The following is a 20,941-nucleotide window of genomic DNA, read 5'->3' as shown; positions in this document are numbered from 1 at the left end:
TCTCCGTCAGATGAGAAAGCTGCGCGGATCGGGCACCGGCTCGCCGCGCCCGATCCACTGCAATCCCCTGAGGCAGCGCAGGATCAGCCACACGGCGACGGCGATCATCAGCAGGAAGCCGATGCCCACCACCATCAGCACGGCCGCGACGAGACCGTATCCGAGCGCCAGCCAGAAGGTGCGCACCAGATAGGTGTAGTGGCTCGCGAGCACGCCGCTCGCCGCGCCCCGGTTCATATAGGCCAGCACAACGCCGATCAGCGCCGTCAGGCCGAAGGCCAGTCCGACCAGATAGAGCACATAGATCAACTGGACGTTGGCCGGGCCCGTCTCGAGATAGCCCTGCGCGCCCGCGCCCCGCTCGTCGCCTTCGCTCATGTCGTTCCCCGTCCTTGCGGTCAGATGCCTGCCGGTTGCGGTTCCCAGCGTGCGGCCCGGAGCCCGGCGGGTCAAGCCGGCGGATCGCCTCCGCCGACCTTCATGACGCTGGACAGCGCCCCCGACCCCGGTGCTAAGGTTGTCCCGATAAAAAACACACCAGAAGAATGACTTACCCTTCCGGAGGACAACGCATGCCCACGCCCGTCATGCCCGGCCTGATGCAGGACTGGTCGCTGACCTGCCCGCGGATTCTCGATCACGCGGCCCGCAATCACCCGACCCGCGCGGTGGTGTCGCGCTCCGTCGAGGGACCGATCCATCGCACCACCTACGCCGAGCTGCGTCAGCGCGCGCTCACCCTCGCCAAGCGGTTCCAGCGCTACGGGCTCACGGAAGGCGACCGGGTCGCGACGCTCGCCTGGAACACCTGGCGCCACATGGAGACCTGGTACGGCCTGCTGGGGATCGGCGCGGTCTATCACACGGTCAATCCGCGCCTGTTCCCCGACCAGATCGCCTGGATCATCAACCATGCGGAGGATCGGCTGCTCGTCGTGGATCTCACCTTCGTTCCCATCGTCGAGGCGATCTGGAAGGATCTGACGAGCGTGGAACACGTGATCGTGCTGACCGATGCCGCGCATATGCCGGAAACGTCCTTTCCCGCCTCGCCCTACGAGGAATGGCTGGCGGAAGCCGACGCGGATTTCGCCTGGGTCGAGGTCGACGAAAACGCCGCCGCCGGCATGTGCTACACCTCCGGCACCACCGGCAATCCCAAGGGCGTCGTCTACTCGCATCGCTCCAACGTGCTGCACGCCATGGCGGTGAGCGTGCCCGACATGCTGAGCCTCGCCGCGCGGGACCGGGTCATGCCGGTCGTGCCGCTGTTTCACGCCAACGGATGGTCGCTCGCCTTTTCCTGCCCGCTCGCGGGCGCGGCGATGATCATGCCGGGGCCGCGCATGGACGGCGAGGCGATCTGGGAACTGCTCGACACGGAAAAGGTGTCGCTCACCGCCGCCGTGCCGACCGTGTGGCTGATGCTGCTGCAATATCTGGAAAAGACCGGCAGGACCCTGCCTCACCTTGAGCGCGTGGTCATCGGCGGCTCGGCCTGTCCACGGGCCATGACCAAGGCCTTCGAGGAGGTCTACGACGTGCGCGTCATGCACGCCTGGGGCATGACCGAGATGAGCCCGCTCGGCACCGTGTGTTCGCTCAAGCCCGAGGTCGCCGATCTCGCCGGCGAGGCCCGCCTCGACCTGCAGGAGAAGCAGGGACACGCGCCCTTCACGGTGGAGATGAAGGTCACCGACGACGACGGCACCGAGCGCCCCTGGGACGGCAAGACCTTCGGCCGGCTGAAGGTGCGCGGACCGGCGGTGACGCGCAGCTATTTCAAGGAAGACAAGGCCGGGATCCTGGACGAGGACGGCTTCTTCGACACCGGCGACGTGTCGCATATCGACGCACACGGCTACATGCAGATCACCGACCGGGCCAAGGACGTCATCAAGTCGGGCGGCGAATGGATCTCGACCATCGATCTGGAAAACCTCGCCCTGCTGCATCCGGACGTCGCCGAGGCCGCCGTCATCGGCGTCGCCCATCCCAAGTGGGACGAACGCCCGCTGCTGATCGTCGTTCCCAAGGACGGCACGGAGCCCGGCAAGGAGGAGATCCTCGCCACCTTCGAGGGGCGGATCGCCAAATGGTGGATGCCGAACGACGTGATCTTCGTGGAGGAGATCCCGCACACCGCGACGGGGAAGATCAAGAAGACGGCGCTGCGCGAGCAGTTTTCCGACTTCACCTTCGAGGCGTGAGCGCGCGCGGATCTCGCGGGACAGTTCGCAAGGGCGCGCCGGCGTGCTAAGCCCTGTGCCAGACGTCACGACACGGATCCGCCCGCCCTTCCCATGCGCACAGTGCTCCCCGTCCACCGCTCGCGGCTCGCCGCCGTCAGTCATCGCCTGGGACGCCTCGCCCTTCCGGTGCTGGTGGTCGGGGCGCTGGCGCATCGCGCGCAAATCGTCACCACGCCGCAGCTGTTCGGCGTGCTGGGGCTGGGGTTCCTGCTCGCCGGCGCGGCGGTTCTTCTGGGCGCGCTCGCCATGGCGCTTCTGTGGGCGCGCGGCGGTTTGGGCTGGGGGCGGGCGGTGCGCGGCATCGGCTTCGGTCTGGTGGCGCTTCTGCCGGTTGCGCTCGGGCTTGTCGACTTCGTGCGCTATCCGCTCGTCGCCGACGTCAGCACCGATCGGGAAACGCCGCCGCCCATCGTCGCGCCGGACGGGGAGCGCGGGACGCGCGCCTATGCGCCGGGCGATCCGGAGGCCTATCCGGGGCTGGTGACGCGCCGCTTCCGCGTGACGCCGGCGGAACTGCATGCGGCTGCACGCAGCGCCGCCGAGGCCGCCGACTGGACCATCACCGGCGAGTTGCCGCCCGGCATGCCCGACGAGCCGACCCGTTTCCAGGCCGTCGCCACCTCGCTTCTCTTCGCCTTTCGCGACGACATCGCGGTGCGCATCCTGCCCGATCCCGTCGGCGCGCGGCTCGACATCCGCTCCGCCTCGCGCTACGGCCGCCACGATCTCGGCGCCAACGCCCGGCGCATCCGCCGTTTTTTCGAGGACCTGGACGCGGTCCTGGTCGCGACCTTTGGCGCGGTGGAAGCGGTGGAGGACGACGAGGAAGCCGAAGACCTGCCGCTGCTCGATCCGAACGCACAGCCGCGCGAGGAGGGGCCGCCGCCGACGCCGGGCACCAAACCGGAGGAAACCGCGCCCGATGCGCCGCCGGCGGCCGACGATCTTCCGCCGCTGCCGGACGATCTCTCGGAAATCTACCAATAAGCCGCCAGCCGACCCGGTCAACACAGGCCAGAGACCTGTTTTAGAAGCGGAATTTCGCTTGGCGACCTCTGGGACGCGCGGCCCGGCGGACATTGCGCCGGCTGACGGAAAATCGCGAAATCTTACAGGGCGATATCGAATGTGACTGGAATCACCGTGTTTCCATGCCGCATCCTTAGTTTCGTCCCAATCGGACGGGATTTTTTCGAAATGCTTGGGAATGAGCCCGAGCCGACAGCCCCGATCCCGGATCGCCAAACCGGACTGGAAAGATGACCGCGAAGCCGAACGACGCCGCCCAAGCCAACCCGCGTCCCGATCTCGACGCCCTGTACAAGCCCGTCGGCATCAACGCGGTGACCGCCGCGACGCTCTGCAACAAGAGCAAGAAAGCCGGCGCCGCGGGCAAGTAAGCCCGCCGCATCGCGAGTGCCCGGGTCGCCGCACCTGTCAGGTCTGCGGGGGCAAGACACAGGGCGCGTGATGCGACGAGCCTGATGCAAGCCGCCTGATACAAGCCGCCTGATACACGGTGCCCGAAGCGGCGCCCCGGACGCGGCCTGCCGGAAGCATGCGCCGACCCGCGTCGCGGGTCTGCCGCGGCGGCTGTGTCTCTGCCTGTCTTCGGTCGTTGCCTGTCTTCGGTCCTTGGCTGTCTTCAGTCGTTGCCTGTCTTCAGTGCTTGGCTATCTTCAGATGGCCTACCTCGAAGGTCTGGACTCAGGCGGCGGCCAACGCGGTCTCTGCGCGATCCCGGGCGCTCCGGCGCGCCGAACCCGGCCCCCGCGCATGACGAAAGCCGCGCCCCTTGCCGCCAAAAGGCGGAGGCTGGCGCGCAACGCCGTTTCGACACCCAAGGCCGGCGCGAATGTCGGCGCGCGTTTGCAGGCCGCCTTTTTACGCGCAGTTCGCCCGGTGCCACGTCTGCCCGCGCGTTCGCTGCCGTCCGTCTTCCGCGAACCTCTGCCTTTCGCTGACATGCGTCTGTCTCCAAGATCTGCGAGACAGGTCGGACGATTCGGAGGCGTTCCCGCATGATCACCGCCTATGTACCGCGCGATGGCAGGCTTGCCGCCGTTCCCTGTGCGAGCCTTGAGGACGTGCCGGCGGAGGCCGTGTGGCTCGATGTCTGCGCCCCGGAGGAGGCGACGCGCGCCGGCCTCGCGCGCTGGATCGGCGCGCCGCTGCCCGACCGCACCGACGTCGTCGCCATCGAAACCTCGGAGCGGCTCTACCAGGCGCATGACGCACTGGTCATGACGCTGGTCATGCCGATGGTGGCGCGCGTCCCCGATCCCGGAACCTCGTCCATGACGCTCGCCGCGACCGCGCGGCGGCTGGTTTCGATCCGCGAAGCCGAGCCGATCTCCATCGGGATGGCCAGCAAGCGCGTGCAATCGGAGGCCGCCGGTGTCGAGACGAGCAACGGTGCGCTCTTCATCCTGCTCGACGCCATCGCCGACCGGGCGGCCGACGTCATCGAGGAGTGCTCCGGCACCTTCGACGCCATTGCGAGCGAGGTGTTCGAGGGAAAGATCGACAGCCGCAAGAGCGCCATCTACCAGGCGACGATCCAGAAGATCGGCCGTGTCGGGGTCAAGGTCGCGCGGATGCACGATTCCTGCGCCAGCCTGGAGCGGCTGTTTCTCTTCCTGTCGCTGAACAGCGGAACGCTGCGCTTGAGCTCCGCGCAGAAGGCCCAGTGCAAGGCGCTCGGCCGCGACATCCGCTCCATCCGCGAGCACGCCAGCGCCCTCGACGCCAAGCTCAACTTCCTCCTCGACGCCACCGTCGGGCTGGTCAACCTCGAGCAGAACCAGATCATCAAGATCTTCTCGGTTCTGGCCGTCGTCTTCCTGCCGCCGACGCTGATCGCCTCGATCTACGGCATGAACTTCCAGGGCATGCCGGAACTGGACTGGAGCTACGGCTACGCCTTCTCGCTCGGCGTCATGGTGCTGTCGGTGCTGCTCACCTTCCTCTACTTCCGCTGGAAGAAGCTTCTCTAGTCCCGCCGCAAGTCCGCGCCGCACACGCGACGAAACGTCGCCTTCCACCGCGCGCCCCCGCCATGGCAGGCCACGCTCATGGGCGCGCGCCATAACCGCCGCTGGCATCTGTGGAAACGGGATCCCCATCCGGTTGGCCTTACCATTTGTTAAGCCTTTTCCCGGACACTGTTGCTCTGACGTCACAGTCGTGCGTTGCCACGCCGCTGCGACCCCGCGTCGGGACATGCGCCCGGCGCCCGAACACGGGACAGGTCCCATGACACCGATTCCCATGACACGGATCGATCCTCGCTCTCGTTTCGCCGCGCGCGGCGGCCGCACGGCCGCCGGCCTCGGGATCTCGCTCGCGCTGGCGCTGCTCGCCGGGGCCTGCGGCGGCGTGTCGATGCCGGTCGGCAGCGCGGATCCGGCGACGCCGCTCGATCTGACCGGCTCGATCGACGCGGAGCAGAACACCGCCGATGTCGACATCGGCGCCCAGGACCGCGCCGTCATCGCCAGGGCAATCGCCACCGCGCGCGGCAGCACGACCGCGCAACCGCCCTTTTCCTGGACCAATCCGCTTTCGGGCAATTCCGGCACGATCCTCGCACTGACCGACGACACCATCGCCTCGGGAACGGGCTGCGCACGCTTCCGCACCACCGCCAACACCATCGGCGGCCTGCGCGCCTATGACGGCGTCGCCTGCCAGGACGCGATGCAAACCTGGCAGGTCATCGACCTCACCGAGGCCGACGGCGAGGCGACGCAGACCCAGGCGCAGACCCCGCCGGCGGACGCGCCGCAAGGCTGATCGCCGCCCGTTCGGTGCCCCCCGCGTCCCCGCCCGCTTCAGGCGTGAGGGATCTGGATTTTATTCCTATCAATTCCCATATGGTTTGCGAGCCTTCCCCCGGTGTATACCGGGTCGAACCCCTTGAACCTGCGGTCCTGAACCATGCGCGATCCATATACGGTCCTCGGCGTCGGAAAATCGGCGAGCGAGGCGGAGATCAAGCGAGCCTATCGCAAGCTCGCCAAGACCTATCACCCGGACCAGAACGCCGACGATCCGACGGCGAAGGAACGCTTTTCCGAAGCGAGCCAGGCCTATGAGATCCTCGGCGACAAGGAGAAGCGCGCGCAGTTCGACCGCGGCGAGATCGACGCGGAAGGAAAGCCGCGCTTCCAGGCGCACGGCTTCGACGGCTTCGCCGACAGCGACATCTTCCGCCAGGCGCGCGGCTTCGGCGGCGCGCAGGGCGGCGCCGGCGGCTTCGACGACATCCTGAACGACATTCTCGGCGGGTTCGGCGGACGCGGGCGCGGCGGCGGCTTCGGCGGCGGAGCGGGCGCGCAGGGCGCGGGCTTCGGCGCGGGCGGCGGGCGCACGGCCCGTCCCCGGCGCGGCGAGGACGTGAAGATCACCGCGCAGGTGACGCTCGAACAGCTCGTCCACGAGGGCAAGGCCCGCGTCACGCTCCCAAGCGGCAAGTCGGTCGACGTCAAGCTGCCGGCCGGCACCACCGACGGCGAGAAGATCCGCCTGCGCGGCCAGGGTCATCCGGGCGAGAACCATGCGCCGGCGGGCGATGCCATCGTCGAGGTGCGTCTGGCCCGCCACCCGCTGTTCACCCCGTCCGGCGACGATCTCAAGCTCGACCTGCCGATCACGCTCTATGAGGCGGTGCTGGAGGAAAAGGTGCGCGTGCCGACCCTCGACGGCGCCATCAACCTCAAGATCTCCAATGCGGCGGCGAGCGGCAAGACCATGCGCCTGAAGGGCAAGGGCCTGCCCAACAAGAACGGCGGGCGCGGCGATCTGCTGATCGCGCCACGCATCGTCTTGCCGGAAGACGGCGACGAGGAACTGCAGACGCTGATGCGCGCCTGGAAGGAGCTGCGGCCCTACCGCCCGCGCGGACCCGAATTCAGCTGACCGCGAGCAGGCGATGGGAGACCGGCCCGGCAAACCCCGTCCGCCCCACCGGCGCGGATCGCGCGAGGACAGTCATCCGGTCCTGCGCGCGGTCGCGCTCGTCGTGTGCATCGCCGCCTTCCTCGGCGCGCTCGCCTGGCGCGCCCTCGGTTGGTAGAGGGGAGGGTTTGTAGGCGGCAGGCTTACTCCCCGACCTTGCCGAGACCGGCCGGCGCCGGCACATCGTCTGGCACGAAGAAGTCCGGCGTCAGCGCCACCGTCGGATCGACCCGATACTTGTCGAAGTCGGTCACGCCACGCGCGGCGAGGAACGTGTCGTCGATCAGGAACTGACCCGAAAAGGCGCGGGCCGGGCTGAGAAAGATCTCATAGGCCGCGTCGGCGAGAATGTCCGGCGTGCGGCTCGCGCGCACCATCTCGTCGCCCCCGATCAGGTTCCGGATCGCGGCCGTGGCGATGGTCGTGCGCGGCCACAGCGCATTGACGGCGATCCCCCTGGGGCGCAACTCTCCGGCCAGCCCAAGCACCGCGAGGCTCATGCCGTATTTCGCGATCGCATAGGGCGTGAAGGGCGCGAACCATTTTTCCTGCAGGTCGAGCGGCGGCGACAGCATCAGGATATGCGGGTTTTCCGCCCGCTCCAGATGCGGCTCGGCGTGTTTGCAGCAGGCCAGCGTGCCGCGCGTGTTGATCTGATGCATCAGATCGAAGCGCTTCATGTCGGTCTGGGCGAGCGGCGTGAGCTGGATAGCGCTCGCGTTGTTGACCAGGATATCGAGCCCGCCGAAGCGCGCGGCCGTCTCGTCGATGGCGGCCTTGACGCGGTCGTCGTCGCGCACGTCGACGATCAGCGGAAAGGCCGTGCCGCCGGCCGCCTCGATCTCCTCCGCCGCCGTGTGAATGGTGCCCTCGAGCTTGGGATGCGGCTCGGCGGTCTTGGCGGCGATGGCGATATTGGCGCCGTCGCGGGCAGCCCGGAGCGCGATCGCCTTGCCGATCCCGCGCGAGGCGCCGGTGATGAACAGCGTCTTTCCCTTCAGTGACATGTCTCGTCCTCCCCGTTGCCCGGACGCGCCGGCGCGCCGGGAGCCTGTCGATACTTCCTGCGACGGACGCCGGCCGGCGTCGTCAGCTCTTGTCGAGAAACCTCGCGAAGGCGGCCTGCGCCGTCGGCGAGCGCAGGCACTCGGCGAAGAGGGCGATCTCCTCCTCGATCCGCGCCTTCAGCGCCGCCCGGTCGCCGACCAGCAGATCGCGCGCGGCGCGCATCGTCCCCGGCGGCTTTTCGGCAATCGCGCGGGCCGAGGCGAGCGCGCGGGCCTCCAGCTCCTCTTCCGCCGCGATGTGATTGACGAAGCCGGCCGCCTTGGCGCGCACCGGATCGAAGCTTTCGCCGAGGCACAACAGCTCGAAGGCGCGCTGATGCCCCATGAGCGCGGGCGCCAGCAGGCTGGCCCCGGCCTCGGGCACCAGTCCGAGGTCCACGAAGGGCGTCTTGAACAGCGCGCGCGGGCTGGCGAACACCATGTCGCAGTGAAACAGCATGGTCGTGCCGACGCCGATGGCCAGACCGTCCACGGCGGCAATGAGCGGCGTACGGCAGTCGGCCAGCGCGCGCAGGAAGCGCACCACCGGCGCATTGGCAAGCCCGCCCTCCCCCGCGAAGGCGAGGAAATCCGCGATGTCGTTGCCGGCGGTGAAGGCGCCCGGCACGCCGCAGACCAGATGCACGCGCACCTCGTCGTCCGCGTTGCCGCGCTCCAGCGCCTCGGCCAGGGCTGAATACATCTCGCCGGTGAGCGCGTTCTTCTTGGCCGGGCGGTTCATCCGCAGGATCTCGATGCCGTCCTGCCTCTCGATGTCGATCATCGTGGTCCTCTGATCTTGTGAAACGGGTCGTGTCGGGGGACTGCCCGCCCCCTTGGCTCAGGCAATCGGCGAACGCAAGCGGATCAAACGAGCGGATCGTACGCCACCACGGCCTCGGCGCCACCGGTTACCTGATCCTTGAGGGCCTCCGCCTCCCCCAGATGCGCGGTGGCGAAATAGCGTGCGAGCAGGCGCCGGTGGCCGGCCGCGGGGCTCGTGTCGTCGCGGCGCGCGAGCGCCCCCTTGATCAGCAGCGCGCCGCCATGGACGGTGCCGAGCAACCGCAGGAAGGGCGTAGCCCCCGCAAGCGCCTCGGCGGTGCGTCCCTCGGCGAGTGCGGCGCCCATCCAGTCGACCGCCTGCCTCAGCGCGGCAGCGGCGCGCGCCAGCCGTGCCCCGCTGTCGGCCAAGCCGCGGTCGGCCAAGCCGCTGTCGGTCGGGGCGCCGCCGGCGGCCTCGGCCACCCCGGAGATCTCCTCAATCAACGCGCGGACGGGCGCGCCGCCCTCCATCGGCAGCTTGCGCTGCACCAGATCGATGGCCTGGATGCCGTTGGTGCCCTCGTAGATGGAGGCGATGCGGACGTCGCGCAGCAATTGTGCCGCGCCGGTTTCCTCGATGTAGCCCATGCCGCCATGCACCTGCATGCCCATCGACGCGACCTCGAAGCCGATGTCGGTCGACAGCGCCTTGGCCACCGGCGTGAGCAGCGCGGCCCGCGCGCCCCAGCGGGCGCGGGCCTCGGCGTCGCCCGCCAGGCGCGCCATGTCGAGGGCCTGCGCCGTGGTCAGGCAGATCGATCGGGCGACCTGCGTCCAGGCCTGCATCGCCAGCAGGGTGCGCTTGATGTCGGGATGCGCGGCAATCGGGCTCATGCCGTCGCCGCGCGCGCCCGGCGCCCGCCCCTGGCGGCGCTCCAGCGCATAGGCCGTCGCCTTCTGCAGGGCGCCCTCGGCAACGCCGAGCCCCTGGATGCCGACGGCGAGCCGGGCGTTGTTCATCATGGTGAACATGCAGGCAAGGCCCCGGTTCTCCTCGCCCACGAGCCAGCCGACGGCCCCGCCCTCGTCGCCGAACACCATGGTGCAGGTCGGCGAGGCATGAATGCCCATCTTGTGCTCAAGACCGGCGCAGCGCACGTCGTTCGCCGCCCCGAGCGATCCATCCGCCTCGACGAGGATCTTGGGAACGAGAAACAGCGACAGGCCGCGCGTGCCGGCCGGCGCGTCGGGCAGGCGGGCGAGAACCAGATGCACGATGTTGTCGGTCAGGTCGTGCTCGCCATAGGTGATGTAGATCTTCTGCCCGGTGATCCGGTAGGTGCCGTCGCCGGCGGGTTCGGCGCGCGTGCGCAGGGCGTTGAGATCGGACCCGGCCTGCGGCTCGGTCAGGTTCATCGTGCCCGTCCACTCGCCCGATACCAGCCTGGGCAGATAGAGCGCGCGCAGCTCGTCGCTGGCATGCGCCTCCAGCGCCTCGATCGCACCCATGGTGAGCATCGGCCCCATCGCGAAGGCCATGGAGGCGGAATTCCACATCTCGAAGGTGGCCGCCTGCAGCATCACCGGCAGGCCCTGCCCGCCATGGTCCGGCGCGCCGGTCAGCCCGTTCCAGCCGCCCGCGCACCAGGCGTCATAGACGCTCTTCCAGCCGGCCGGCATGGTCACGCTGCCCTGCGCGTCGCGCCGCGCGCCTTCCCGGTCGCCGAGCATATTGAGTGGCGCGACTTCCTCGCCCGCGAACCGGCCGGCCTCCTCCAGGATCGCCACGACCAGATCCTCCGACAGCTCCCCGCCCGCATCGGCGGCCAGGACATCGGCAAGCCCGGCCACATGCTTGAGCGTGAAAGCGATCTCCGAAACCGGCGCGTTGTACATGTGGCGTCCTTCCCTGATTGTCTTGTGCGTCGCGCCCCGGGTGGAGGTCGCCCATGCTACGGTCGATCGGTCATCGGCGACTTGACGTCGGCCGGCGAAGCCCGCAAAAACCGCATCTCATCGGCCTTTCGGCAACCGGACGCCCCTGGCCCGAGGCACGCCGGCGGGAGGATGGGATGCGATGACGTAAACGTCAACCAGTGACGTAACGCCATGTACTGCATATTTTTTCCGCCGTCGGCGCTTGCAAGACCCGCCTTTCCCACCGGGCCATCGCACAGGACCCCACCGAGCACCCCATGCAGCGCTGGACCGTTTCTCCTTCCGACCCCGATCCGACGCGCCACGCCGGCTTTTCCGCGGCGATCGCGGCGCTGCGGGCCGGCAAGCTGGTCGCGGTGCCGACCGAGACCGTCTACGGGCTCGCCGCCGATGCCACCGACGCCGAGGCCTGCGCGGCGATCTATCAGGCCAAGGGGCGACCGAGTTTCAATCCCCTGATCGCCCATGTGGAGAGCCGGGCTGCGGCCGAGCGGCACGGGGTGTTCGACGCCCGCGCGCGGGCGCTCGCCGACGCCTTCTGGCCGGGGCCCCTCACCCTCGTGGTGCCGAAACGCGCCGACAGCCCCGTCTGCGATCTGGCGACCGCCGGGCTGGAGACCATCGCGCTGCGGGTGCCTGCCGCGCCGATCATGCGTGCGCTCGCCCAAGCCTGTGGCGTGCCGCTCGCCGCCCCCAGTGCCAACCGGTCTGGACGCATCACCGGCACGACCGCCGACGCGGTGGCCGAGGATCTGGGCACAGCACTTGCCGTGCTCATCGATGCAGGCCCCTGCCCCGTCGGGGTCGAATCCACCATCGTCGGGCTGACCGACGCAACCCCGCGCCTGCTGCGCCCCGGCGGCATTGCCCGCGCCGAGATTGAGGCCGTGCTCGGTTGCCCGCTGGAAGGGGCTCCGGCGCAAGAGCCGGACGCGCCCGCCGCACCCGGCATGCTGACATCGCATTATGCGCCGGGCGCCGCCGTCCGGCTCGACGCGCGCGCGGTGATGCCCGGCGAGGCGCTGCTCGCCTTCGGCGCGGACATGCCCCCCGGCGCGGAGGGCGCGGTGGCGGTCGAAAACCTGAGCCCCTCCGGCGATCTGGTGCAGGCCGCCGCCCGGCTCTTCACCGCGCTGCGCCGCCTCGATGCCTCCGGCGCCGCGACCATCGCCGCGATGCCGGTGCCGACCGACGGGCTCGGCGAGGCGATCAACGACCGGCTCCGCCGCGCCGCCGCACCGCGTGAAACCGGATGACGCAGGCCACCGCACAAGCAACACGTCATTTTTACCTACGCCCTTTTCCGAGGGACTTTCGTCCATAAGACGTTTTACGATCTTTTCCCTGTAAAACGCGCGGGCTAGCCTTGAGGTGCTTTCGTTGGATCGGCCAGATCCTCTGGCACCGATTTCATGATGCAGCGGACCTCCCCAACGGGCTCATGCGTGCCCGCACCTTTGCACACCGGGGCCGGCGACCTGTCGCCGCCCCGGTCTTTTTTCAGTCGACGGCCGACGCCTTGGTATCGCGTCCGCACGGGATGACGGCCCCGCGCGCGCCCGGTCGCATCTTGACCTCGCTCATTGACAGGGCTCGCGCGCGCCGATCAGATGGCGGCAATCACAAACACAAAACGTGCCCGAGGAAACGCGCTTGTCGACCCTTTACCTGCACCATCCGTCCTATCTCGATCATCTGACGCCGGTCGGCCATCCGGAGCGCCCGGACCGCCTGCGCGCCATCGACCGGATTCTCGAGCACGAGCGGTTCCAGTCGCTGGAGCGCGACGTCGCGCCCATGGGCCGGGTGGTCGACATCGCCCGCGTGCACCCGTCGGAATACATCGACATGCTGCACAATTCGGCGCCGCAGGACGGGCTGGTGCGCATCGACGCCGACACCACCATGTCGCCGGGCAGCTGGGAAGCGGCGATGCGCGGGGTCGGCTCCGCCTGCCGGGCGGTGGACGAGGTCATGCAGCGCAAGGTGACCAACGCCTTTTCGGCGAGCCGCCCCCCCGGCCACCATGCCGAACGGGCCCGCGCCATGGGCTTCTGCTTCTTCAACAACGCCGCCGTCGCGGCGCGCTACGCCCAGTCCGAATACGGCGCCGACCGCGTCGCGATCATCGACTTCGACGTCCATCACGGCAACGGTACGCAGGACATCTTCTGGAACGACCCCAGCGTAATGTATTGCTCCACGCACCAGATGCCGCTCTATCCCGGCTCCGGCGACACCGGCGAGCGCGGCGAGAGCGACAACATCGTCAATGCGCCGCTGTCCGCCGGCGACGGCGGGGCGGAGTTCCGCGAGGCGATGGACATCGCCATCCTGCCCCGGCTGGAAGCCTTCTCGCCCGATCTGGTGATCATTTCCGCCGGCTTCGACGCGCATGTGCGCGATCCGCTCGGCGGGCTGAACCTGGTGGAAGCGGATTTCGCCTGGGCGACCGTCAAGCTAATGGAGGTGGCGGACAAGACCTGCGGCGGGCGCGTCGTCTCGCTGCTGGAAGGCGGCTACGACCTGGAAGGCCTCGCCCGCTCCACGGCGGCGCACATCATGACGCTGATGAACTCCTGACGCGGCACCCGACACACGGAGCCGGCGAATTGGCTGTTCACGACCGGGCGCTGCGCCTTGTCGCGCCCGGACGCCGCCTCTACCATGGCGGCCGTGACCCTCAGTGCGAGCCGGAGCAGCCGATTTGACCAGCGACGCCCCCGATCCCGACCTCACGGACCTCAGCTTCGAGGTCGCGCTCAAGGAACTGGAGGAGATCGTCGGCCGGCTGGAGCGCGGCGACGTGCCGCTTGAGGAAAGCATACAGCTCTATTCGCGCGGCGACGCGCTGCGCCGGCATTGCGACAAGCTGCTGAAGGCGGCCGAAGCGAAGGTGGAAAAGATCCAGCTCGCCGCCGATGGCCGACCGGCCGGGACCGAGCCGCTCGACGTCGACTGACCCCGCGTCGATTGACCTGACGTCGACCGACCGGGCGGCGCGCCGAAGGTGGGCGCCCGCCTTTGCCTTACACCTTCTCGTAGACCGCGACCCGCGTCAGGAAGGCCGGCGTCATCTCCCTGAGCCGCAGACCGGCGCGCGCGAACATCCCGTCGAGATCGTCGGTGAGATAGCCCTCGTAATAGGGCTCGTGAAAGAGCGCCGGGAAGAGGTGCAGCAGCCCGTCGTTTTCCGGCAGGTCGCCCTCCTGCAGGCTGTCGGCGAAAATCAGCAGCCCGCCCGGCTTCAACACGCGGGCGAACTCGGCGGCGACCTGACGGCGCACCTTCGGCGGCAGCTCGTGAAACAGATAGACGCAGCTTGCCACATCGAGGCTGTCGTCGGCGAAGGGCAGCGCCTCGGCCGGGGCCGTGACGAAGGACGCACGGGCGCGCGCCCGCCGGGAAAGGGTCGTGCGGGCATGCTGCAGGTAGGGGTGCGACAGGTCCACGCCGACGCCGGCAAGCCGGGGAAAGGCGGTGAGCGCCGGCGCGAGCAACCCGCCCGTGCCGCAGGCGATGTCTGCATAGGCCACGCGGCGCTGGTCCTTCTGCCGCAGCAGCTGCGAGAGCGGCACCAACGCCTGACGGCGCATCGCCGCCGTCGCCCCCTTGAACAGCACCTCCACCTGAAAATCGTAGATGCGCGCGCTGTCGCGCGACAGCCAGCCGTCGGTCTGGAAGTGGAAGTTCTGGCGATAGTAGCGCGGCAGGCCGGCCGGTTCGTCGCGGGTCGCCTCGAACACCTCCTGATGCGCGCCGGTCGCGCGGCGGCGCGCCACCTTGGGCACATCCGCCAGGAACCGCCGGCTCAAGTCGAGAAAGGCGGCCGGAGACCCGAACTCGCCTGAGGGCAAGGGATAATGTCCGGCCTCGACATTGGCGAGATCGCGCCGAAAGAGATCGGCGATCTGGGCGAAGAGGCGGCGCTGGTCGGGCGTCGGGCCGATGGGCCGGCGTCGGGGCGCCTTGCTGCCGGCCGAGCCATGGCGCCGGGCCACGCGTTTCGTGATCGCCTGCGCCAGTTCCCCATGGGCCGCGAACCAGCCGACCCGCGCGCCCTGCCGGGCGGCATAGGCCGCCCGCCGCGACCAGGTCGCAAGAGTGTCCAAGGGGGTCTCCGCCATCCACGCCTCCCGCCGCAACCGTCCGGCCATCCCGTGTCGGGGCCGGGCCCGGCGTCGCTCAGGCGCGCACCAGACCGGCCACCACCTCAATATGGGGCGCGTGGCGAAACTGGTCCACAGGCGTGACGGTCTCGATGCGATAGCCGCCATCGACCAGATGGCGCAGATCACGGGCGAGCGTTGCCGGATTGCAGGAAACGGCCGCGATGCGCGGCACCCTGGAGCGGGCGATCTCGCGCGCCTGGGCTTCCGCGCCGGCCCTTGGCGGATCGAAGACCACCGCCTCCACGCCCGCGCCGAAATCGTCGAGATCGCCGGCGGTCAGCGGATTGCGGAAGAGATCGCGGCGTTCGGCGCGGATCTCGCGCAAGGCGCCTCCACCTCGGCGCATCGCCGCATCGAGCGCGTCGAGCGCGGCACGCTCGCTCTCCACCGCATGAACGCTTGCCTGTCGGGCGAGGCGTAGCGCGAAGGTGCCCACGCCGGCGAAGAGATCCGCGACCTTGCGCGCGTCCCCGACCGCCTCCGCGACGAGGCCGGCCAATGCCGCCTCGCCCGCCGCCGTCGCCTGCACGAAGCCCGCCGGCGGCGGCACGACCGCCACGCCGCCCATGTCGAGCGTCGGCGCGCGCGCCTCAACGAGCGGCTCGCCATTGACCGACAGGCGCGCGAGGCCCGCCGCCATCGCCTGCTCCACGAGGGCCGGCACCTCCTTGTGCGCCAGCCGCGCCGGGGTCTTCAGATCGACGTCGAGACCGGTCCCGCTGGCCAGCACCGTGACGGCCACCTCGCCCTTGCGCGGCAGCACGGCAGATGCCAGCCGCCTGAGATCGGGCAGCGCGGCGACGATCTCCGGCACCAGAACGGGACATTCGGCAAGATCGACAAGCCGATGGCTGGCGCGCTCGTGGAAGCCGAAAAGCGTCTTGTTCCCGGCGCGCGTCGCGGCGAAGACCGCCCGCCGGCGTCCCGCCCCATGCGCATCGACCGTGGCGCGGACAGTGTCCGCCGCCTCCAGCCCGCGCGCGGCAAGGGCCGCGACCACCTGATCGCGCTTCCAGCCGAGCACGGCGGATTGCTCCATGTGCTGAAGCGCGCAGCCCCCGCAGGTTCCAAAATGCCGGCAGGCGGGCGCGACCCGGTCCGGCGCGGACGTCAGCACCTCGAGCAGGCGCCCGCGTCCGCCCGCATGTTCGACGCGCACGGTCTCGCCCGGCAGCGTGAAGGGCACATGCACAGTCACGCCGTCGATCTCCGCGCGCCCCTCCCCCTTGTGGGCGAGCGCGGCAATCGTGCAGGTCGCCTCGACGGGCGGCGGAGCGGAGGGTGTGGACGGCGGGCGTTTGCGTGTCATGGGCGCCGGTTACAGCGCGCGGGCGGGACTTGCAAGCGCAATGGCGCCCGGCCCGGCGATTGTCACGCTTCCTTGCGCGCCACCAGCAGCCATTCGGCGTTGCCGTCACTGCCCGTGATCGGCGAGGGTTCAAGGCCGCGCACCTGCCAGCCGGGCCGGGCGGCCAGCCAGTCGGCGATGGCGCGCGCGCATCCCGCCCCGGTCTCGGGATCGACAAGTCCCTTCTTGCCGATGTTCTCCCGCCCCGCCTCGAACTGCGGCTTGACCAGAAACACGCCGTCGGCGCCGGGGGCCGCCAGATCGAGCGCGGGCGGCAGCGCCAGACGCAGCGAGATGAAGCTCATGTCGCTCACCACGACCCCCGGCCGGTCGCCGTCGAGATCCGCGAGGGTGAGCGCGCGGGCGTTCACGCCATCGCGCCGCACCACGCGCGGTTCGGCGGCGATGCGCGGGTGCAGCTGGTCGTGACCGACGTCGATGGCGTGCACCTTCGCCGCCCCCGCCTCCAGCAGCACCTGCGTGAAGCCGCCGGTCGAGGCGCCGAGGTCGAGCGCGATGCGGCCCTGAACGGATATGGGAAAGGCATCGAGCGCGCCGACGAGTTTCAACGCCGCGCGCGAGACATAGCCCGCGGCGGGATCGTCAAACGCGATCTCCGCGTCCAGAGGCACACGCTGCGCCGGCTTGTCGGCAGGCGCGCCTGCGACACGCACCGTGCCCCGCAGGATCGCGTCGCGGGCGCGCGCGCGCGTTTCGGCCAGCCCGCGCTGCACCAGAAGCTGATCGAGACGCAGGCGCTCAGCCATGGCGACGCCCCGGCCCGGACACGCTGGTCAGAAGCAATTGGCGAGCCCCGTCAGCAGCCGGTCGACGAAGAGCCGCTCGCCGTAGAGCCACCACAGGCCGAGCGTCGCCGCCATCGCGATGGCGAAGAACAGCACGGCGGGCAGGATCAGACCGCCGGACGCCTCCCCGCCACGATCCGGCGACCCGGGCCCGGTCGAACCGGGTGCGGTGTCGCCGGTCTCGGCGATGGGCAGGATCTCGCTGTGCGCGCTCATGCCGCGAGTGTCCGTCAGGACGCCGTGTCGATCAAGCGGCGCAGCTTCGCCATGGCGTTTTCATGCGCCTCGCCCCAGGCGATCGTGCCGACGAACCGGTTGTCCGCATCCATCAGGAAGACCGAGGCGGTGTGGTCCATCGTGTAGTCGCCGTCGTCGAGCTCCACCCGCTTGGCGTAGACCCGATAGGCCTCGATGATCGCGTCGGTCTGCGCCCGCGTGCCGGTCAGCGGACGGATGCGTTCGTCGAAGGCCGCGACGTAGTCGCGCATGACCTCGGGCGTGTCGCGCTCCGGATCGACGGAGATGAAGGCGAAGTCGATCTTGTCGGCATCGTCCCCCAATTCCTCGATCCAGCCCTGCGTTTCGGCGAGCGTCGTCGGGCATACGTCGGGGCAATAGGTGAAGCCGAAGAAGAAGGCCGAGGGCTTGCCCTTGAAGTCGGCCTCGGTGACTTCGACCTCGCGCGCCGCGTCCGTCAGCGTGAACGGCCCGCCGATGGAGGCGACGGGCGAGATCAGCCCGCCGCCCTCCGATGCCTGCTGGTAGTAGCCGACCGTCACATAGCCGACCACGACGAGCAGGGCGGCAACCGCCGCCCATGCTCCATAGCGAATGAGTTTCAAACCGGACATCGTTTCCTCAGTTCTTGGACTGGCCGTGCTTCATGCCGGTGCCGTTCATGCCGCCCCCGGTGCCCATGCCCATGCCCTTGGCGCCGATCTTCTCCGCGGTGAAGGACACTTCGACGGTGCCGGCGTTCTCGAAGGTGAGCGTCACCGGCACGGTCTCGCCCTCCTTGATCGGCGCCTTGAGGCCCATGAACATCACATGGAGGCCGCCCGGCTTCAGGTCCACGGTCCCGCCGGCGGGAATCTCGATGCCGCCTTCCATCTCGCGCATCTTCATCACGCCGTCGGTGACGACCATCTCATGCAGTTCGGTCTTTTCCGAAACCGGCGCGGAGGCGGCGACGAGACGGTCGGCCTCGCCCGCATTGGTGATGGTGACGAAGCCGCCGCCGGCCATGGCGCGCGGCGGCGTGGCGCGGGTCCAGGCGTTGGAGAGCGTCAGGTCGCCGACGGTGACGTCCCCGGCGGAGGCGGGCACGGAGCCCAGCACGAAGGGCGTGGCGAGCGCGGCGGCGAGAGCGAGGGTTTTCACGAAGGTCATGAGTTTCATCCATCAAGCGTGTGAGACGCACGCGGCCGATCCAAGCGGGAAAACGGCTCCGAGTGCGGTTTTTGAATGCGAAAAGAGAAGACACCGGCGTATCGGCCGGCAAGGACGCGGGCTCCGGCGAGGGCGGAGGCGCGCCGGATAACTCTCACATGGATGGGGGACCGCGGATGCCGCGCGCGCGCAGGAAGGCCGCCCGGTCGGGGCGCGCCTCCAGATGTGCCCGCAGGCCGGGAGCCGACGCAGGGTCGGCGTCGAGCGCCCAGGGGGACGCGGGGGCGAGACCGCGCGCGTTCACGCAAGCGCTGGCATGCGGGCAGACGGGACCGCAGGGACAGGCGTCATGACCGTGCCCGCCCGGATCGCCGGAGGGCGCGGGCTCGTCGGCGGCGGCGTCGAGGGTCAGGCAGAGATCGAAGGGATTCGGCCCGCCGACGCTCGTCGCGGCCGCGACCATCGGCGCGATCAGGCCCTGCAGGAACAGGGCCAGCATCGCGACAACGGCCAGCGGCAGCGCCTCGCGGCGCAAGAGACGAAGGAAGTCGGACCGTCCGATCATGCGCGCGACAATGCCGCAACTCGGCGGCGGCGTCGAGGCATCATTTGCCGCATCCGGCCGTGCGGCGCGGGGCGGCGCCAGCGCACGCGCGGCTTCGGCGGAGCGGGCTCGCTCGCCGCCACATGCTCGTCGTGGACCGTCTCGCTCTCGTCGCTTTCCTCGGTGTCGTAGTCATAGGCCGGGAACTCCTCCGGCGGGATGACCTGCGGGTCTTCCACGTCGAGCGGCTCGGGCGAGATGACGGTACCGACGGAGGCGGTCGAGGCGTAGTCGTAGTCGGTCTTTTCCTCCGCCGGCAGCGACGAGCGCTGGAACAGGCGGCTGACGATATAGGCCGCCATGGCGAACTGAACGATCGCGACCAGCAGGAACAGGCCCGACGGTCCGGCGCGGTCCATCAGCAGCGAGGCCGTCAGCGGTCCGAAGGCCGAGCCGATGCCGAAGGCGAGCGTCAGGCCGGAGGAGGTTTCGACGTATTCCTCGGGGTCGGCGTAGTCGTAGCCGTGCGAGGCGGCGATCGCATAGGCCGGCTGGGTGGCGACGCCGATCGCCACCGCCAGCGTCATCGCCATCCAGAAACCGTCGATCGCGAGGACCGACGGCACCAGCGAGATCACCACCGCCGCGCCGGCCAGGCCGAGAAGCACGAGACGACGGTCGAAGCGGTCCGACAGGCGCCCGAAGGGCCATTGCACGAGCGCGCCGGTGCCCATGATCGCCGCCGCGAAGAAGGCGGCCTCATTGATCGTCAGCCCGATCTGGATGCCGTAGAGCGGCGTCATCATCCAGATCGCGCCCTGGGTCACGCCGATCATCAGCACCGCGACCAGCGCCGTCGGCGAGGTCCGGTAGAGCTTGATCGGACGAAACCGCACCACGGTGATCGGCGCCGGCTGGTTGGCGGTGGTCAGCGAAACCGGAATCACCGCAAGGCTCACGGCCACGGAGGCCACCGCGAAGGGCACGAAGGTCGCCACATCCATCGTCGTGATCGACACCTGGCCCAGCGTCATGCTCGCGTAGACCAGAAGAATGTAGATCGACATGATCGTGCCGCGGTTCTCGTTGCTGGCCTGCTCGTTGAGCCAGCTTTCCACGATCATGTAGAAGCCGGCCAGGCAGAAACCCGAGACGATGCGGATCACGCTCCAGGTGATCGGCTCGACCACGATCGGATGCAGGATCGCCGCCCCCGACATCAGCGACACCAGCGCCGCGAAGGCGCGGATGTGACCGGCGCGCATGATGACATAGGGCGCGCCGATGCAGCCCAGCACGAGACCGAAGAAGTAACTCGACGAGATCGTACCGATCGCCACGTCGGAGAAGTCGAACTGCGCGCCCGCAAGCGGCAGAAGCGTGCTTTGCAGACCGTGCCCGGCAATGAGCAGGGCGATCGACAAAAGCAGCGCCGTCACCGGCGCCAGAGCCTGAGCCATGAACACGCTCCCGTCTTTCTGGTTCGGAGGGCCGGGCCGGCGCGAGGCGCGGCCGATGCGGATGATTGCGAGGTCGGGTCGGCGCACTTGCGTGCCCTGCCGCAACGGCAGACCTGTTCCACCCTCGCCTGTGTGACGCTCTCGAAGCCACTCCACCGACGTGCCGGCACGAATGCCGGATCGGCGCGCACAAGCGCGACCATGCGGATGAGACCCCGAAACAGAACGAACGCCGACTTGCATCGGCGTCCGCGACTTGGTG

General features: G+C 69.3%; 22 protein-coding genes. 10 read left to right on the top strand and 12 right to left on the bottom strand.

Annotated elements, in window-relative coordinates; translation table 11 throughout:
- Positions 1-6: 6 nt before the first annotated feature.
- On the bottom strand, positions 7-378 hold the full coding sequence (locus ABL312_RS02255; protein ID WP_349359757.1) for a hypothetical protein: 372 nt from the start codon (positions 376-378) through the stop codon (positions 7-9).
- Positions 379-587: 209 nt separating this feature from the next.
- Here ABL312_RS02255 and ABL312_RS02250 point away from each other — a divergent pair, with 209 nt between their 5' ends.
- The 7 genes from ABL312_RS02250 to ABL312_RS02220 all read left to right on the top strand — a co-directional run bounded on the left by ABL312_RS02250 (position 588) and on the right by ABL312_RS02220 (position 7,329).
- Positions 588-2,210, top strand: a complete 1,623-nt coding sequence (locus ABL312_RS02250) for a long-chain-fatty-acid--CoA ligase (protein WP_349361321.1) — start codon at positions 588-590, stop codon at positions 2,208-2,210.
- A gap of 93 nt (positions 2,211-2,303) precedes the next feature.
- A complete protein-coding gene (locus ABL312_RS02245; protein ID WP_349359756.1) occupies positions 2,304-3,239 on the top strand; it encodes a DUF1499 domain-containing protein in 936 nt (311 codons plus the stop codon).
- Positions 3,240-3,511: 272 nt separating this feature from the next.
- Positions 3,512-3,652, top strand: coding sequence for a hypothetical protein (locus tag ABL312_RS02240; RefSeq protein ID WP_349359755.1), 141 nt, complete (start codon positions 3,512-3,514; stop codon positions 3,650-3,652).
- A 621-nt stretch (positions 3,653-4,273) separates the two neighbouring features.
- Positions 4,274-5,248, top strand: a complete 975-nt coding sequence (locus ABL312_RS02235) for a CorA family divalent cation transporter (RefSeq protein WP_349359754.1) — start codon at positions 4,274-4,276, stop codon at positions 5,246-5,248.
- Between the two features lie 259 nt (positions 5,249-5,507).
- Entirely contained in the window at positions 5,508-6,047 is a 540-nt protein-coding gene (locus ABL312_RS02230; RefSeq protein WP_349359753.1) for an RT0821/Lpp0805 family surface protein, read from the top strand.
- Positions 6,048-6,191: 144 nt separating this feature from the next.
- Positions 6,192-7,172 (top strand): J domain-containing protein, encoded by a 981-nt coding sequence (locus ABL312_RS02225; protein ID WP_349359752.1) that lies wholly within the window; start codon positions 6,192-6,194, stop codon positions 7,170-7,172.
- A gap of 13 nt (positions 7,173-7,185) precedes the next feature.
- Complete coding sequence (locus ABL312_RS02220; protein WP_349359751.1) at positions 7,186-7,329, top strand: hypothetical protein; 144 nt, start codon at positions 7,186-7,188, stop codon at positions 7,327-7,329.
- 25 nt (positions 7,330-7,354) lie between these two features.
- Here ABL312_RS02220 and ABL312_RS02215 read toward each other — a convergent pair whose 3' ends face one another.
- The 3 genes from ABL312_RS02215 to ABL312_RS02205 form a co-directional block, all read right to left on the bottom strand.
- Positions 7,355-8,218 carry an NAD(P)-dependent oxidoreductase gene (locus ABL312_RS02215; protein WP_349359750.1) on the bottom strand — a complete coding sequence of 288 codons (864 nt, stop codon included), beginning with the start codon at positions 8,216-8,218 and terminating at the stop codon, positions 7,355-7,357.
- Positions 8,219-8,300: 82 nt separating this feature from the next.
- The gene (locus ABL312_RS02210) at positions 8,301-9,041 is read right to left on the bottom strand and encodes a crotonase/enoyl-CoA hydratase family protein (RefSeq protein ID WP_349359749.1); all 741 of its coding nucleotides are present in this window, start codon (positions 9,039-9,041) and stop codon (positions 8,301-8,303) included.
- An 83-nt stretch (positions 9,042-9,124) separates the two neighbouring features.
- Positions 9,125-10,918 (bottom strand): acyl-CoA dehydrogenase, encoded by a 1,794-nt coding sequence (locus tag ABL312_RS02205; RefSeq protein WP_349359748.1) that lies wholly within the window; start codon positions 10,916-10,918, stop codon positions 9,125-9,127.
- A 299-nt stretch (positions 10,919-11,217) separates the two neighbouring features.
- On the opposite strand from ABL312_RS02205, the gene ABL312_RS02200 reads away from it, so the two are divergent.
- The 3 genes from ABL312_RS02200 to ABL312_RS02190 all read left to right on the top strand — a co-directional run bounded on the left by ABL312_RS02200 (position 11,218) and on the right by ABL312_RS02190 (position 13,922).
- On the top strand, positions 11,218-12,216 hold the full coding sequence (locus ABL312_RS02200) for an L-threonylcarbamoyladenylate synthase (RefSeq protein ID WP_349359747.1): 999 nt from the start codon (positions 11,218-11,220) through the stop codon (positions 12,214-12,216).
- Positions 12,217-12,613: 397 nt separating this feature from the next.
- Positions 12,614-13,543, top strand: coding sequence for a histone deacetylase family protein (locus ABL312_RS02195; RefSeq protein ID WP_349359746.1), 930 nt, complete (start codon positions 12,614-12,616; stop codon positions 13,541-13,543).
- 124 nt (positions 13,544-13,667) lie between these two features.
- The gene (locus ABL312_RS02190; RefSeq protein ID WP_349359745.1) at positions 13,668-13,922 is read left to right on the top strand and encodes an exodeoxyribonuclease VII small subunit; all 255 of its coding nucleotides are present in this window, start codon (positions 13,668-13,670) and stop codon (positions 13,920-13,922) included.
- A 67-nt stretch (positions 13,923-13,989) separates the two neighbouring features.
- On the opposite strand, the gene ABL312_RS02185 is transcribed toward ABL312_RS02190, so the two are convergent.
- From ABL312_RS02185 to ABL312_RS02150, 8 genes are all read right to left on the bottom strand, one after another.
- Positions 13,990-15,072, bottom strand: coding sequence for a class I SAM-dependent methyltransferase (locus ABL312_RS02185; protein ID WP_349359744.1), 1,083 nt, complete (start codon positions 15,070-15,072; stop codon positions 13,990-13,992).
- Positions 15,073-15,145: 73 nt separating this feature from the next.
- Positions 15,146-16,441, bottom strand: a complete 1,296-nt coding sequence (locus tag ABL312_RS02180) for an RNA methyltransferase (protein ID WP_349359742.1) — start codon at positions 16,439-16,441, stop codon at positions 15,146-15,148.
- A gap of 62 nt (positions 16,442-16,503) precedes the next feature.
- Entirely contained in the window at positions 16,504-17,247 is a 744-nt protein-coding gene (locus tag ABL312_RS02175; RefSeq protein ID WP_349359741.1) for a TlyA family RNA methyltransferase, read from the bottom strand.
- A 27-nt stretch (positions 17,248-17,274) separates the two neighbouring features.
- On the bottom strand, positions 17,275-17,502 hold the full coding sequence (locus ABL312_RS02170) for a hypothetical protein (protein WP_349359740.1): 228 nt from the start codon (positions 17,500-17,502) through the stop codon (positions 17,275-17,277).
- Between the two features lie 14 nt (positions 17,503-17,516).
- Complete coding sequence (locus ABL312_RS02165; protein ID WP_349359739.1) at positions 17,517-18,137, bottom strand: SCO family protein; 621 nt, start codon at positions 18,135-18,137, stop codon at positions 17,517-17,519.
- Positions 18,138-18,144: 7 nt separating this feature from the next.
- Complete coding sequence (locus ABL312_RS02160; RefSeq protein WP_349359738.1) at positions 18,145-18,675, bottom strand: copper chaperone PCu(A)C; 531 nt, start codon at positions 18,673-18,675, stop codon at positions 18,145-18,147.
- 154 nt (positions 18,676-18,829) lie between these two features.
- A complete protein-coding gene (locus tag ABL312_RS02155) occupies positions 18,830-19,240 on the bottom strand; it encodes a hypothetical protein (protein ID WP_349359737.1) in 411 nt (136 codons plus the stop codon).
- Positions 19,237-20,679, bottom strand: coding sequence for an MFS transporter (locus tag ABL312_RS02150; protein WP_349359736.1), 1,443 nt, complete (start codon positions 20,677-20,679; stop codon positions 19,237-19,239). The genes ABL312_RS02155 and ABL312_RS02150 overlap by 4 nt, the downstream gene beginning before the upstream one ends.
- Between the last annotated feature and the right edge of the window lie 262 nt (positions 20,680-20,941).

This window comes from Stappia sp., assembly GCF_040110915.1.
In the GTDB taxonomy this organism is placed as follows: Bacteria; Pseudomonadota; Alphaproteobacteria; order Rhizobiales; family Stappiaceae; genus Stappia.
The sequence above is the reverse complement of the archived record's forward strand: the minus strand, read 5'-3'. Positions and strand labels throughout refer to the sequence as shown.